The 14,701-nt window shown below is 40.6% G+C and carries 10 protein-coding genes; 7 read left to right on the top strand and 3 right to left on the bottom strand.

The annotated features are described in order from the left end of the window. Positions 1-55: 55 nt before the first annotated feature. The 5 genes from carB (at position 56) to J3U75_RS09745 (ending at position 6,816) form a co-directional block, all read left to right on the top strand. Complete coding sequence (gene carB / locus J3U75_RS09765) at positions 56-3,262, top strand: carbamoyl-phosphate synthase large subunit (RefSeq protein ID WP_267391940.1); 3,207 nt, start codon at positions 56-58, stop codon at positions 3,260-3,262. Between the two features lie 860 nt (positions 3,263-4,122). Continuing rightward, positions 4,123-4,875 (top strand): Nif3-like dinuclear metal center hexameric protein, encoded by a 753-nt coding sequence (locus J3U75_RS09760; protein WP_267391939.1) that lies wholly within the window; start codon positions 4,123-4,125, stop codon positions 4,873-4,875. 160 nt (positions 4,876-5,035) lie between these two features. After that, a complete protein-coding gene (locus tag J3U75_RS09755; protein WP_100141216.1) occupies positions 5,036-5,641 on the top strand; it encodes a glutathione S-transferase N-terminal domain-containing protein in 606 nt (201 codons plus the stop codon). A gap of 25 nt (positions 5,642-5,666) precedes the next feature. Then, positions 5,667-6,107, top strand: coding sequence for a ClpXP protease specificity-enhancing factor (locus J3U75_RS09750; protein WP_267391938.1), 441 nt, complete (start codon positions 5,667-5,669; stop codon positions 6,105-6,107). Between the two features lie 421 nt (positions 6,108-6,528). Beyond that, entirely contained in the window at positions 6,529-6,816 is a 288-nt protein-coding gene (locus J3U75_RS09745; RefSeq protein WP_267391937.1) for a hypothetical protein, read from the top strand. Positions 6,817-6,897: 81 nt separating this feature from the next. Here the strand turns inward: J3U75_RS09745 and J3U75_RS09740 are convergent, their stop codons facing one another. Then, complete coding sequence (locus J3U75_RS09740) at positions 6,898-7,530, bottom strand: DUF2238 domain-containing protein (protein ID WP_267391936.1); 633 nt, start codon at positions 7,528-7,530, stop codon at positions 6,898-6,900. 393 nt (positions 7,531-7,923) lie between these two features. On the opposite strand from J3U75_RS09740, the gene ahpC reads away from it, so the two are divergent. After that, on the top strand, positions 7,924-8,490 hold the full coding sequence (gene ahpC / locus J3U75_RS09735) for an alkyl hydroperoxide reductase subunit C (protein WP_100141220.1): 567 nt from the start codon (positions 7,924-7,926) through the stop codon (positions 8,488-8,490). Between the two features lie 150 nt (positions 8,491-8,640). After that, the gene (gene ahpF, locus J3U75_RS09730) at positions 8,641-10,209 is read left to right on the top strand and encodes an alkyl hydroperoxide reductase subunit F (protein ID WP_267391935.1); all 1,569 of its coding nucleotides are present in this window, start codon (positions 8,641-8,643) and stop codon (positions 10,207-10,209) included. Between the two features lie 258 nt (positions 10,210-10,467). Here the strand turns inward: ahpF and cueO are convergent, their stop codons facing one another. Together cueO and J3U75_RS09720 are read right to left on the bottom strand one after the other, a co-directional pair. Then, on the bottom strand, positions 10,468-12,015 hold the full coding sequence (cueO, locus tag J3U75_RS09725; RefSeq protein ID WP_267391934.1) for a multicopper oxidase CueO: 1,548 nt from the start codon (positions 12,013-12,015) through the stop codon (positions 10,468-10,470). Positions 12,016-12,183: 168 nt separating this feature from the next. Continuing rightward, a partial coding sequence (locus tag J3U75_RS09720) for an autotransporter outer membrane beta-barrel domain-containing protein (RefSeq protein ID WP_267391933.1) occupies positions 12,184-14,701 on the bottom strand: 2,518 nt, incomplete at its 5' end.

The following is a 14,701-nucleotide window of genomic DNA, read 5'->3' as shown; positions in this document are numbered from 1 at the left end:
AAAAATGCTGCCGTACTGCTAAATTAAACAGATAATCATTGATAAAGGTATCAATATGCCCAAGCGCACAGACCTAAAATCTATTCTTATTATTGGTGCCGGCCCCATTGTAATCGGTCAGGCATGTGAGTTTGACTATTCCGGTGCACAAGCATGCAAAGCATTACGCGAAGAAGGCTATAAAGTCATCCTTGTGAACTCCAATCCTGCCACTATCATGACCGATCCGGACATGGCCGATGTTACTTATATAGAGCCCATTATGTGGCAAACGGTCGCAAAAATTATCGAAAAAGAACGTCCGGATGCCATCTTGCCAACCATGGGTGGGCAAACAGCACTCAACTGTGCGCTAGACTTAGCGCACCATGGTATCCTGAAACAATATCAGGTAGAGTTGATTGGTGCTTCAGAGGATGCGATCGATAAAGCAGAAGACCGTGGCCGTTTCAAAGAGGCTATGAATAAAATCGGTTTGAATACACCGAAATCCTTTATCTGCCACAGTATGGAGCAGGCACTAGACGCGCAAACACAAGTGGGATTTCCGGCACTCATTCGGCCATCTTTCACTATGGGTGGCAGCGGCGGCGGTATCGCTTATAACAAAGATGAATTTATCAGCATCTGTGAACGCGGTTTTGATGCTTCACCTACACATGAACTGTTGGTCGAACAGTCCGTACTGGGGTGGAAAGAGTATGAGATGGAAGTCGTGCGCGACCGTGCCGACAATTGCATCATCATTTGCTCGATTGAAAACTTTGATCCATGCGGAGTCCATACCGGAGATTCTATTACTGTGGCGCCGGCACAGACTCTTACCGACAAAGAATACCAGCTTATGCGTGATGCATCGTTGGCTGTATTACGTGAAATAGGGGTCGATACAGGAGGTTCTAACGTCCAGTTTGCCATTAATCCGAATAATGGCGAGATGATAGTGATTGAAATGAATCCGCGTGTTAGCCGTTCATCAGCGCTCGCTTCTAAAGCCACGGGTTTCCCAATCGCCAAAATTGCTGCCAAATTAGCTGTTGGCTATACCCTGCATGAATTACAGAACGACATCACCGGTGGCCGAACTCCTGCTTCCTTTGAGCCAGCAATTGATTATGTTGTGACCAAAGTGCCGCGTTTTGCTTTTGAAAAATTTCCTGCAGCAGATGATCGTCTGACTACTCAGATGAAATCAGTAGGTGAAGTTATGGCCATCGGCCGTACTTTTCAGGAATCTATTCATAAAGCTTTACGCGGTCTAGAAGTAGGTTTGAGCGGTTTTACCAGCCGCAGTAATGATAGGGCAGTGATTCAGCGTGAATTGGCCAATCCTGGCCCAGAACGTATTCTGTATGTCGCCGACGCCTTCCGAGCCGGTTTTTCTCTTAACGAAATCCAGCAGATTTGCGCTATTGATCCATGGTTTCTGGCTCAAATTGCTGATTTAATTACAGAAGAACAGAAACTATCTGGCCAGAAGCTTGATAACATTGATTACGCCAGCTTGCGTAGGCTGAAGCGCAAAGGTTTTTCAGATAAACGTCTGGCTCAGTTGCTGGCTTCTGATGAAACTAGCGTGCGACAGCATCGGCATCAGCTGAAGCTCCATCCAGTATACAAACGTGTTGATACCTGTGCAGCTGAATTTGCTACCGACACTGCCTATCTGTATTCCACTTATGAAGAAGAGTGTGAGGCTGAGCCGAGTCAGCGAAAAAAAATCATGATTCTGGGTGGTGGACCAAACCGTATTGGGCAGGGTATCGAATTTGATTATTGCTGTGTGCATGCCGCTTTGGCTTTGCGTGAATCTGGTTTTGAAACCATCATGGTTAACTGTAATCCTGAAACTGTGTCTACAGATTACGATACTTCCGATCGTCTGTATTTCGAACCACTCACACTCGAAGATGTGCTCGAAATTTGCCATACTGAGCAACCAGACGGCCTGATTGTACATTATGGTGGTCAAACGCCCCTTAAACTGGCGAATGAACTAGTAGCCAATGGAGTAAACATCATCGGAACTTCGGCAGATGCCATTGATGCAGCAGAAGACAGAGAACGTTTCCAGAAGATTTTGTATACTTTGAAATTGCGTCAGCCGGAAAACCGTACCGCACGTACTGAAGGCGAAGCATTACAGCTAGCAGAAGAAGTTGGTTATCCGTTGGTGGTACGTCCTTCTTACGTACTTGGTGGCCGTGCCATGCAGGTGGTACATTCAGCTAACGAACTACAAACCTATATGCGCGAAGCTGTGCAGGTATCCAACGACAGTCCGGTATTACTCGATTATTTCCTCAGTCATGCCATCGAAGTAGATGTAGATTGTGTCTGCGATGGGCAGCAGGTGGTAATTGGCGGCATTATGCAGCACGTAGAACAGGCTGGCGTACATAGTGGTGATTCTGCCTGCTCCATTCCGCCATATTCTTTGTCGCCTGCCATTCAGGATGAAATTCGTCGTCAAACAGCTGCTATGGCTAAAGAATTAAAAGTTGTTGGGCTGATGAACGTGCAATTTGCGGTACAGGATGATGTTGTCTACGTTTTAGAAGTCAACCCGCGTGCTTCACGTACCGTACCTTTTGTATCTAAAGCCACCAGCGTATCACTGGCTAAAATCGGTGCACGGGTTATGGCTGGCATATCACTTGCAGAGCAGGGCTTCACGCAGGAAATTATTCCAGAATTCTATGCAGTGAAAGAAGCTGTGTTCCCATTCATTAAATTCCCCGGTGTCGATACCATTCTGGGGCCAGAAATGCGTTCAACTGGTGAAGTGATGGGCGTAGGTGAAACTTTTGCCGAAGCTTATCTGAAAGCACAGCTTGGTGCTGGTGAACGTATGCCGGCCATCGGCAAAGTTTTCTTAGCTGTACGGGATGAAGACAAGTCCTCTGTCGTGCAGGTAGCCACTAATTTTCAGTCACTCGGCTATGGCCTTTGTGCCACGCGCGGTACTGCAGCTTTTCTGGCACAACATGGGATTAATGTACAGGTAGTTAACAAAGTTACCGAAGGCAGACCGCATATAGTCGATGCCATCAAAAATGGCGAAATTGCACTGGTAGTAAACACTGTTAGCAGTGATATGCAATCCATCCAAGACAGCCACTCGATCCGCCGCAGTGCACTCAATATGCGCGTGCCTCTGTATACTACTATTGCAGGCGCGCTGGCCATGAGCGAAGGTGTCAGCCAGTTGTCTCATACCCAAGTGTACAGTATTCAGAATCTGCATCAACGTGTTAAATAAATCATAATTTAAGATAATTTTATAAAGAATAAGGCCATTAGCTGTATTTATAACAGTTAATGGCTTTTAAATATAAGTTATACATATCCAATTTATATTGGTTTATTTTGTGTTCAATTAATAAATTAGCTCTCATAATATATAAAGCATTTAAATGCTAGAAAAAGCTTTGTATGTATTAATTGAAATAAGCTTTTATGTATGCTTTTGTCAATGCTGCATGATGTATAAGATTGGCTTGTACATGCAAGTTTGAATTTTCGAAATTACCGGTAGACTTATATACTATTGTCAGGTCAACTGTTTTACCAGATTTGCAGCAGGAAATGATTACAGTGTTCAGTGTGTTTTCTTTTAATTATAAATACGCTTTTAGATGTATTTTCATACTAGTTTAATCCAAACTTTCCTAATATGTTTGTTTTATAAAAAACTCAAAAATTTAAATCAGTAGTTTTTCCCTGAAAACATTGAGGCAAAATAAGAGCAAGATTTTTGTAACTGTTTAAAGATGTAGATAGTATTGGTGTAGTTTTTGTCATAGTAAGTTTATCCTGTAGTATTTATTTTTGCGTTTCGCTACTGCTATTAATTTAGCTTATTAAGTAAATAAAATTTATGCAAACCCATTACATTTCCTTTTAAACAAGAATTTTTTAAATTGTATTTGTAGATCAATGTATTGAAATTTATTTATATGTTATTCAAAACATGATTTTAAAATTAATACATGAAATTTCTTTGTACAATTTATAAAATGAATAATATAGCCAGCGCTATTAGGTTTCAATTCAATCAATTGTTTAACCTAGAATATATTATTAAGAAAAAGTCGTATTCATATTGATATAAGGTAATTCATGGCCAATAGAAATGAGATTTTAGACTGGTGTGCTACGCAACTTGATATAAACCAGTTTCGTGATTTTTGCCCGAATGGACTGCAGATAGAGGGCAAGAATGAGGTGAATAGGATTGTTTGTGCAGTCACTGCCAGTCAGGCTGCGATTGATTTTGCCGTCGCTCAGCAAGCAGATATGCTACTGGTACATCACGGTATGTTTTGGAAAAACGAAAATGTGGTGATTACCGGCTGGAAAAAACGTCGCATTCAGACGCTGTTATGCCATGATATTAATCTTGCTGGCTATCATTTGCCACTGGATGCACACCAACGCTGGGGTAATAACGTGCAATTGGGGTTACGTTTGGGCTGGCAGCTTGACGGATGTGGTGGGGAACAGAACCTGCTGCAATTTGGTAATCTGACTCATCCACAAACTCCGGTAGAGCTTGCTGAGCAGCTGGCACAAAATCTTGGTCGAAAACCGTTGCTGTTAAGTACCAAGCCACAACAGCAGATTCGTAAACTGGGCTGGTGCACTGGTGGGGGTCAAAGTTTTTTTCAGCAGGCCATTGATACAGGAGTAGATGCTTATATCACCGGTGAAGTATCCGAACCACAATACCATTTGGCACAGGAGTACGGTGTTGTGTTTATCGCTGCCGGGCATCATGCAACTGAACGCTATGGTATTCAGGCTCTGGCGCAGGCTTTGGCAGCACAGTTTAACATCCACCAACAGTTTTTTGATGAACCCAATCCTGCATAGGTGCTATAGTTGTACAGAAGTAAGTTTTTTTGGAAAAAATTTTAATAAACATAAACTTAAGCTATTTTTCTGGTAAAAATAGAGTCATTTGTCTATAATTAGATAATTTTTTTGACACCACACTGTATTGATATTATACGGTAATTCTGGGAAATTAATCATGATGACATTATATGCGGGTATTACCTGCCCGTTTAGTCAGCGTTGCAGCTTTGTCCTGTATGAAAAGGGCATGGATTTTGAAATAAAAGATGTAGACGTTTACAATAAGCCTGAAGATTTGGCTGTGATGAACCCTTATAATCAGGTACCCGTGCTAGTGGAGCGTGACCTGATTCTGTATGAATCCAATATTATTAATGAATACATTGATGAACGCTTTCCTCATCCGCAGCTGATGCCGGCAGATCCGGTTATGCGTGGCCGCGGCCGTCTGGTTTTGTATCGGCTGGAAAAGGAACTGTTCAGCCATGTACTGGTATTGGAAAATCCAGAATCCAGTAATAAAGAAATGAATAAAGCCCGCGAAGCCATTACACAGGGGCTGACTATGCTGGCACCAGCATTTAGCAAGAATAAATACATTATTGGTGATGATTTTTCCATGATTGATGTGGCACTGGCGCCGTTGTTATGGCGCTTGGATCACTATGACATTAAGTTGCCAAAATCGGCAGCACCTTTGCTGAAATATGCAGAACGTATTTTCCAGCGTGAAGCCTTCATTGATGCATTAACACCGGCAGAAAAGGCCATGCGTCGTTAAGCATTCTTGATAAAGGGAGAACACAATGAGCAAACTGAGTACTAAACCTTACATTCTACGCGCTCTGTACGAATGGGCGCTGGACAGTGGTTATACACCGCACATTGTTGCATGGGTAAATAATAAAACCCAAGTCCCTCTTCAGTATGTTCGAGATAATGAGATTGTGCTCAATATCGGTGCTGTGGCAGCGCATAATCTGAATATTGATAATGAGTGGGTAAGCTTTGCAGCTCGTTTCAATGGTATATCGCATGATATCTGGATTCCAGTTGGACATGTTACTAGTCTGTTTGCTCGGGAAACTGGTGAGGGAATGGGCTTCGAATTAGAGCCGCTTACTGATGAAAAAGCATCGATTTCTACATCCGAAGAGACTTTTGATACGAAAAATAGCTCCGAAAAAATTCCGGCTGCTGAAAGTAATCAGTCTGGCGGGAAAAAAGGGCTAAAAATTGTCAAATAAATGAATTTATTTACTAATTTTTGAGACTATCAGATGCAAAAGGCTGAAATGGATTAATTTCAGCCTTTTTTGATTTTTATATTCAAATGTTTTTTCCAGCAAGTGTTACACTCTAATCACTCAAAAATATTTAAGTAATCGGAAATAAATTTATTTTTAATAAATTTTTTACAATCACAATCAAATCAATTAATACTAAACATTTTGATTTCAAGCAACTAGTATTTTTGATGGTTGTTTTCACGACAATTTTTAATCATCACTATGAGGAAGTAAAATATATATTATTGCCTGTTTTTAAAATCATATTTAAATGAATGATACTTCATTGTAAAAGTAATATAGGTTAGAATAAGTACCATTAAGTAATTAAATTTTACAATTGATTTCCTCTGCTTTACATGTACTGGAGTTTGAACTTATGAACCAAACTACTGAATCTGCTGCAGTTGGTAAGGATTTAAGTGAACAGCTGACGCATAAAGAAAAAAAATTTAAACGGGTAAAATTTTATTTTAATGCAATTTTTGCTTTATGCTTTATCGTTTTTGCTTTGGGTTTGGTGTGGATGAATGTTATGGCTATAGCCAGTTCATTTATCACAGCGATGATGTTTGGTATGGCTTATCTGGGGGTGATTATGATTTTTGAAGAAGATATCAAAGAAATCAAAATCAAGCTGGAAAAAAGTGCATCAGTTAATATTTGACTCTTTTTTGATTAGTGGATATTGTTTCTGTACTCTTATTTGAACAAAATAGAGCATAAACTATTTTAGGATAAATAAACATTATTCACTTGGATACATGGAGTGGAAGGTTTTTTCTTCGTTCTCTGGCTGTAAATGACGTTTACTGAAGTAGAGATAAATCAGCATGCTGCTGGCGCCGATTAGACACCATAGCATATCTTTCTGAGTATCCCATACATCGCCTTGTGTACCCAGAAAAGCGACAGCTTCCTGATTACTGATTTCTGCTACCATCCATTCGAATAGCTCATAAATGGCACTGATAGCCATACATACACAGCCACTTAGAAAGACTACCCAACTACGTTGGCGTACGATGTGTAAGCCCCAGAGTAATTCGCTGGCGATAATGGCTGGTGAGAAACCCTGAAAAAAATGGCCTAATTTATCGTAATTATTTCGTGACCAGCCAAACAAGCTGCACAGGTAATTAAATAATGGTTCTTGTGCATAGGTGTAATGACCTCCGACCAGTAAAATTAATGCATGAATCAGTACGACCCAGTACATCAATTCACTGAAGCGGAAACGGGAATAGGTACATATAAGTATTGTAACACCTATCAAAGCCGGAAATACTTCTAGCCCCCAAGTGGGATAGTCATGTGGCTGATAGCCAGACCACACTAAAACTACTAGGAATAAGGCTAATTGCAGAATATGACTTTTCATAGGTTTCAGCCCCTGCATATGACTGGTTAGGATGTACAGTCAAGTCTGTCCCGTACTGATCTAAACCAATACCTATATTTTTCAATATGTAATCAAATATATAGGCTTGATTAATTATTATAGTCTGGTTTTAATTGTGAGTGAAATACTCAGAAAAACAATGATTTCAAAAGTCGTCTTAGTTTCAGTTTCCATTATCTTCTCAGTAGAATGGATTAAATAATCATTTTCTCAATGCTTTTTGATAATTGTCAGGGGTTAAAAAAATCAAATATATGATTTTTATAAATAAAAAAAACTATCGCTTACATAAAATCATTTGATTATATTTATTAAGGAATTTTGTGTACTATACCTTCATTAATTAATTCAACCTTTTTTAAGGAGATACTTATGGTTGCTAATGTAAATACCGAAATTAAACCTTTTAATACCACTGCTTTTCATAATGGTAAATTTGTTGATATCAGTGATGCTGATGTGAAAGGTAAATGGTCTGTTTTCTTTTTCTACCCAGCTGACTTTACTTTTGTTTGCCCGACTGAATTAGGTGATCTAGCTGATCATTATGATGAATTGCAAAAAATGGGTGTGGAAGTTTACTCTGTATCTACCGATACACATTTCACTCATAAAGCTTGGCATGATACTTCTGATACCATTGCTAAAATCAAATATTTTATGCTGGGTGACCGTAATGGTACGCTGGCTACCAATTTTGGTGTAATGCGCGAAGGTCAAGGTTCTGCTGACCGTGCTACTTTCTTGGTAGACCCTCAAGGTATCATTCAGAGTGTGGAAGTGACTGCTGAAGGTATCGGACGTGAAGCATCTGATTTGGTACGTAAAGTTAAAGCTGCCCAGTATGTAGCATCTCATCCGGGTGAAGTATGTCCGGCTAAATGGAAAGAAGGCGATAAAACACTGGCTCCTTCTTTGGAACTGGTTGGTAAAATTTAAGCACTTAAACACACACATCTTATCTGCTGTTAATTAGCAGCCATTCAGTCCGGATACCGGCTGCGGTATCTGGGCTTTTTAGTAAAATAAATATACAGGCTATCAAAAATAGAATATCGATTGTTATTTTTAATGTAATGGAGCAGTAATATGTTAGACGACACCCTGAAAAGCCAATTAAAAGCTTATTTAGAATATGTAACCAGACCGGTTGAAATCATAGCAACTCTGGATGAAAGTGCAGGTGCTCGCGACATGCTGGCACTGTTACAAGAGGTAGAAACACTTAGTGATAAAATTTCCTTACGCACTGATGGTGAGTCTGAACGTAAGCCCAGTTTTGAAATTACCAATCCGGGTACACATACCGGACTGATATTCGCCGGTAACCCAATGGGGCATGAGTTTAGTTCACTGGTGCTGGCCTTATTACAGGTAGGCGGACATCCTTCTAAAGAAGCAGAATCTTTGCAGCAGCAGATTAAAAATCTGCAAGGCAACTATCACTTTGAAACTTATTATTCAATTACATGTCATAATTGTCCAGATGTAATTCAGGCGCTGAATCTGATGACTATTCTTAATCCGAATATCACACATACAGCAATTGACGGAGCTCTGTTTCAGGATGAAATTGAAGCCAAACAGATTATGGGTGTGCCGGCAGTTTTTCTGAATGGCGAATCCTTTGGTCAGGGGCGGATGGAGCTTGCTGAAATAGTAGCTAAACTGGATAGCAATGCCGCCAGTGATGTTGTAGATGAATTGAATGCCAAGGCACCCTTTGATGTGTTGATTGTTGGTGGCGGACCAGCGGGTGCAGCAGCTGGAGTATATGCTGCACGTAAGGGTATCCGTACAGGAATAGTGGCAGAACGTTTTGGTGGGCAGGTACTGGATACGCTTGAGATTGAAAATTATATTTCGGTATTGACAACAGATGGTCCGCGGTTTGCTCGTGATCTGGAAAGCCATGTCCGCAGTTATGATGTCGATATTATGAATCTGCAAAAAGTCAGTGCACTGGTACCGGCTAAAACTGAAGGTGGACTGATTGAAGTACATACCGAAAGTGGTGCTGTGCTGAAATCTCGTACAGTAATTCTTTCTACAGGTGCTCACTGGCGTTCGATGAATGTACCGGGTGAACAGGAGTACCGAACTAAAGGTGTTACCTATTGTCCGCATTGCGATGGCCCGTTATTTAAGGGTAAAGATGTAGCTGTAATAGGCGGTGGTAATTCTGGAGTAGAAGCTGCCATTGATCTGGCTGGTGTGGTGAAGAGCGTCACCTTGCTCGAATTTTCCGATAAAATGCGTGCAGATGAAGTTTTGCAGCATAAACTAAACAGTTTGCCCAATGTAAAAGTTATCTTAAATGCCCAGACAACTGAAGTTACCGGTGCTGAAGGTAAGGTTAATGGTTTGAATTATCAGGACAGAACTACCAATACAGCTCATCATCTAGCTTTAGAGGGTATTTTTGTTCAGATTGGTCTGCTGCCCAATACCAGCTTTTTGCAGGGTACCGTTGAGTTAACTGAACCAATGCATGAAATTGCGATTGACCGCTATGGTAAAACGAGCGTACCCGGTGTTTTTGCTGCCGGTGATTGTTCTAATGTACCTTATAAACAAATTATTATTGCTGCCGGTGAAGGGGCAAAAGCAGCCTTAAGTGCTTTCGATTATCTAATTCGCACCAGTGCACCACAATAACTGTTTTTTATTATTTATCCCTCAAAATTTGCTGTTTTGAGGGATATTTCTATTCTAGCCAAATAAAGATTGTTTCGGATTGCCTGCAGCTTTCCGAGAGTATTCAACAAACCTTGTTTGAAAAAAATCGCAGCAGTAATAAATCTATTCTCGTATGTGCAACTGAGTAGCGAAGATATGATAATAATATTTATCAGCTGTGTTCTTTCGTTTCTAATTTAGTATAAATTGTTCCATTTTTTGAAGTTATTATTTGATTCATACTGTAAAACTTAGCATCATGCCAGTATCCTCATGTTCGAGTATATGACAATGTGCCATGTAGGGAAAACTAGATGGAGCAGGGTGGTTGAATTTGACCAATACTTTGCTTACAGCACCTTCTACACTGACTATATCTTTCCACCCTGCACGATGAGCTGGCGGAATTTTACCGTTTTCACTTAATATCCTGAATTGAGTACCGTGTATATGGAAGGGGTGTAGCATCATATCGCCTACACCGGATATTTCCCAGCATTCATACTGTCCTTTATTAGCTTTAAAGGCTGGTTTGTGGATATCAAAAGTCTGTCCGTTAATCCGATTTGCATGCATCAAATCTAAATCAGCCATGTTTGCCTGCATATTATGATGCATCACAGCCATATGTCCGTGGTTTGCAGGCATGTGATGCATGGATGAGTCGCCAGAAAGTTGCTGTAAAGCCTGCATACCCAGAGTGTCCAGCTGTGAATCCATAGACAATTTAAATTGTCTATTAGTTAGAATATCTACAGAGGGGATGGCTGGTAGCTTATTGTTAAGCTGTTCCGGCAAACTGGCGTTGTTTCGAGTAGATACGGTGGCCACTTGGATAATTGGGTAGGGTTGATCAAAGGGAGCAAGATTCATACCCATTTGCTTTACTGGCAATGTCAGTAGGTCAAATGCCTGTGCGTTGCTTGTATCAATCAGTACTTCAAAACGTTCAGCCGGCAACATGTACAGATTCTGCACTGCTACCGGTTCAGGCAGAAAGCCTCCATCACTGGCAATAACATACATCGACCGGTTATCACTGCATGCCAGATTCAGGCTTCTGGCGTTACAGCCGTTGAGCAGACGCAGTCGTAGCCAGCCACGTGGCGCATAATGTTGAGGATACAGCTGCCCATTACACAGCAGAGTATCGCCAAACCAGCCCACAGCAGCACTTAGTACATTAAGCTGATAATCAATCTGCCCATTCTCATCAAATTTTTTATCCTGAATTATCAGCGGAATATCATCTATTCCCCAGTTTTTAGGTAATGGCAAGCTGGTGCTGTTGGCATCTTCTAGCAAAAGCATACCGGCCAGCCCCATGGCTACTTGTTTTCCAGAATGCATATGCGGATGCGGATGATACCAGCAGGTTGCAGCCTGTTGTATTGAAGTAAGGTTGATTTGCCGTGTTTGTCCGGCTTCAATGCTTGCTTGTGGCCCACCATCAGCGATACCTGATATTTCCATTCCATGCCAGTGTACTGTAGTGGCTTCGTTAAGACGGTTATGTACTGTAATCTGCACAGGTTTGTTTCGGTACAAGCGAATTACAGGGCCGAGTAAAGCACCATTGTAGCCCCATGTGGTAATCAGATTTTTGCCAAACTGGCTTTGGCCTTGCTGTACCGTAAGTTGAATTTTAGTTTGTTTGGCAGTGTCCAGCAAAGGCGGGATTATCAGCTTCGGTAAGGCTGCATTTCCCTTGGCAAAAGCCGGCCATGGCAGGCCGGCTGCTGCTCCTAATAATGTGGAATATCTGAGAAAATCACGTCTGTTCATGATAATTCCTCTATAAAAATAAATAGCTTAAACCTTTACGTGTAGGTAAGGTCAAGCTATTCTGCCAAAATTTTTTCTGAAATTAAAAAAACAGGACAAAACCTTTTGCAGTTTTGTCCTGTTGCGAACCTTTTATTGCATCATACTGTCAATTTTGCAATTACAGGTTTATAACCAGGTATATTTATAACCCATTGTGCCCTTGAAACCTTTGCGTTTGTCGCTACCGAAGTTTTTCTCGTAACGTACATCTCCGTAAAAATCACTCTGTTTGGTAATTGGCAGTTGAATACCCAAACCGAGCTCTCCCCAGGTTTTAGCATATTCTTCTTTCAAGCTATCGCGGCCAATATCAACAGATTTTGGATTAACAAAATCATGCCAGATATTCGCAACGCCATAGAATGATGAAGGTGGTAAATTATCCGTTACATCACCGTTATAGCCAAAGCGCATACCTACACGACCGCGCAATGCAGATGGGTCGTGCTGATCAACATGGCGAATACGGTCATTAAAATCATCCAGAGACAAATACTGATAAACCAACTGAGCCTGTGGTTCGATAAACCAGTTGTTACCATAAACAATGAAGGATTTTCCAGTTTCAGCGGATAATGCTGCACCCCAGCCATTTTGATGCTCGGACTCATTAGAGCGTGCACTATATTTATTACGTAGATAAGTTACCTGGCCTACAAGATCTACATAGCCACCATTAATACCGTAGAATGTACCATAGCCACCAACACTTACTGCATCCGTACGGCCTTTACCATTGTAGTGGTCATCTACAACTCTACCGTTTTCTGCGCGATATTGATCTCGGAAGTCATTTTCATTATGACCATAAGCTACATAGCCACCAACATGTCGGCGTGTACCATTTTTATCGTTTTCATCCAATATAAAATCGTGACCAATTTGAAGAACAGACTGATTTCCGGCAGTATCCAAACGTTTCTTACCATCTTTATCCAGATGTTTTACAACTACTCTGGCCCAAGTTTGCTGTTGGTCTTCACCTAGAGCCGTATTATTGGAACCGTTGATATTGTAAGTCTGATTTTCACTACGACGTTCATGCAATGTACCGATCGTAGTAAAGCCTAGTTCCATATCTGCTGTAGGCATTTGTACATAGCCTGATACCGGTTCTGCATAAATGGGTACTTCAGGTGGATTGGGTTTGTCTGGAGCAGTTTTGCCCTTAGCTTTTAAAGTCCATGCATAATCTGTTCCTGCTGAACCATCCGCACGGGTGGTGTTGATTTTTTCAAGCTGTGCTTCACCGGCATTTGTAGTTGGAGCTTTACCTGTAAAGTCACTTCCTGTTGTTTGTCCGTCTACGTGTACAACGACAGCAGAATGGATAGGTATTTCTTTCTGCGTTACATCACCATAGATTCCATTTTTATTGGCTGTATGTACAGTTGTCGGTTTATTCCCGATTACATTTCCAGCAATGTCTACACGGTCACTGTAAGTGGTGCCATCCTTATTCCAGAACGTATTAACGTACATCTGACCACCACCCGTATAGTCACCTTTTACTGTTATGCTATGGTATTTATCTTTATCAGCAGCATCTACTGAAGGAATCTCTGGAAATTTAATCGTTCCTTTGCTGTTTGTCAGATTGGTAAGCACAGAATTGCCGGTATTTGTCCAAATACCCTGGTTATCAAGATCAATTTTTCCGTTTTTGGCAAAACCTGAATTACTGGTGGTACCGGTAAAGTTTCCAGTGTTTACGCCTATAATTGAACCAGAATTGGCATTGATAAGATTACCATCAAAATCAGCGGTGTTACTAAATGATATCAAACCGGAACTAGTTGCATCATTAGTTACATCTGTTCGAAGTATATGATTATTGATGACCGAAACTTCACCAGTTCCAGAGTTGGTAATCTGTGCAGGAGAGCTTACCCCCTGATTGATAAAACTGATCTTACCAGAGCGGTTATTAATAATATTACTGCTGAGATTACCTGAGCTTTCATTGCTGATTTTGATTGCCCCTGAAGCATCGTTACGGATAGTACTTGTTAGTGTCTTTCTATTGATAATCTCAATATTATTTTCATCTGATCCTTTGCGTTCACCCAAATTAGCTATTAAACCACCCAAAACATCATCGTTTGTAATTTGGATATTACCTTTTTTGGTATTCGTAATTTCGCTATCAAGATGACCACTCAGATTATTATGAATTTCTATAGTACCTTCATCATTGTTAGTAATCTTATTTCCATTCATTTGACCATTATTTTCTACTATAAGCGTACCGGTACCATTATTATCAAATGCTCTGCTCATAGTATTGTTATTGGTAATCTTTAAAGTGCCGTTATTCAAATTGTTAATTTTTCCGGTACTGCTGCTGACTCCTGTAGCTTGGTTATCAATATTACCGTTGTTTATCAGAGATATCATTCCGGAACTTTCATTAGAGATATCACCATCTAGCTCACCATCAGCATTATTGGTAACCTCAATACTACCCGTTCCTTGGTTAGTGATATTGCCGGTAATTTTTCTGTTATTAATAATATTAATATTATTAGTATCAGAAAGCCCTTTAGCCCCAGTATTCGTTATAGTGCCGCCCAGAACATTATCATTAACAATCTTAATAGCACCGGTGGAAGAGTTACTAATCGCACTATTAATTACACCAGTG

The organism is Snodgrassella sp. B3088 (genome assembly GCF_026535815.1).
GTDB classification, from domain to species: domain Bacteria; phylum Pseudomonadota; class Gammaproteobacteria; order Burkholderiales; family Neisseriaceae; genus Snodgrassella; species Snodgrassella alvi_E.
The sequence above is the reverse complement of the archived record's forward strand: the minus strand, read 5'-3'. Positions and strand labels throughout refer to the sequence as shown.

What these genes read in the sequence shown, in the direction of transcription:
- carB (WP_267391940.1), top strand. Translation starts at nt 56, where the DNA reads ATGCCCAAGCGCACAGACCTAAAATCTATTCTTATTATTGGTGCCGGC.
- J3U75_RS09760 (WP_267391939.1), top strand. Translation starts at nt 4,123, where the DNA reads ATGGCCAATAGAAATGAGATTTTAGACTGGTGTGCTACGCAACTTGAT.
- J3U75_RS09755 (WP_100141216.1), top strand. Translation starts at nt 5,036, where the DNA reads ATGATGACATTATATGCGGGTATTACCTGCCCGTTTAGTCAGCGTTGC.
- J3U75_RS09750 (WP_267391938.1), top strand. Translation starts at nt 5,667, where the DNA reads ATGAGCAAACTGAGTACTAAACCTTACATTCTACGCGCTCTGTACGAA.
- J3U75_RS09745 (WP_267391937.1), top strand. Translation starts at nt 6,529, where the DNA reads ATGAACCAAACTACTGAATCTGCTGCAGTTGGTAAGGATTTAAGTGAA.
- J3U75_RS09740 (WP_267391936.1), bottom strand. Translation starts at nt 7,530, where the DNA reads ATGAAAAGTCATATTCTGCAATTAGCCTTATTCCTAGTAGTTTTAGTG.
- ahpC (WP_100141220.1), top strand. Translation starts at nt 7,924, where the DNA reads ATGGTTGCTAATGTAAATACCGAAATTAAACCTTTTAATACCACTGCT.
- ahpF (WP_267391935.1), top strand. Translation starts at nt 8,641, where the DNA reads ATGTTAGACGACACCCTGAAAAGCCAATTAAAAGCTTATTTAGAATAT.
- cueO (WP_267391934.1), bottom strand. Translation starts at nt 12,015, where the DNA reads ATGAACAGACGTGATTTTCTCAGATATTCCACATTATTAGGAGCAGCA.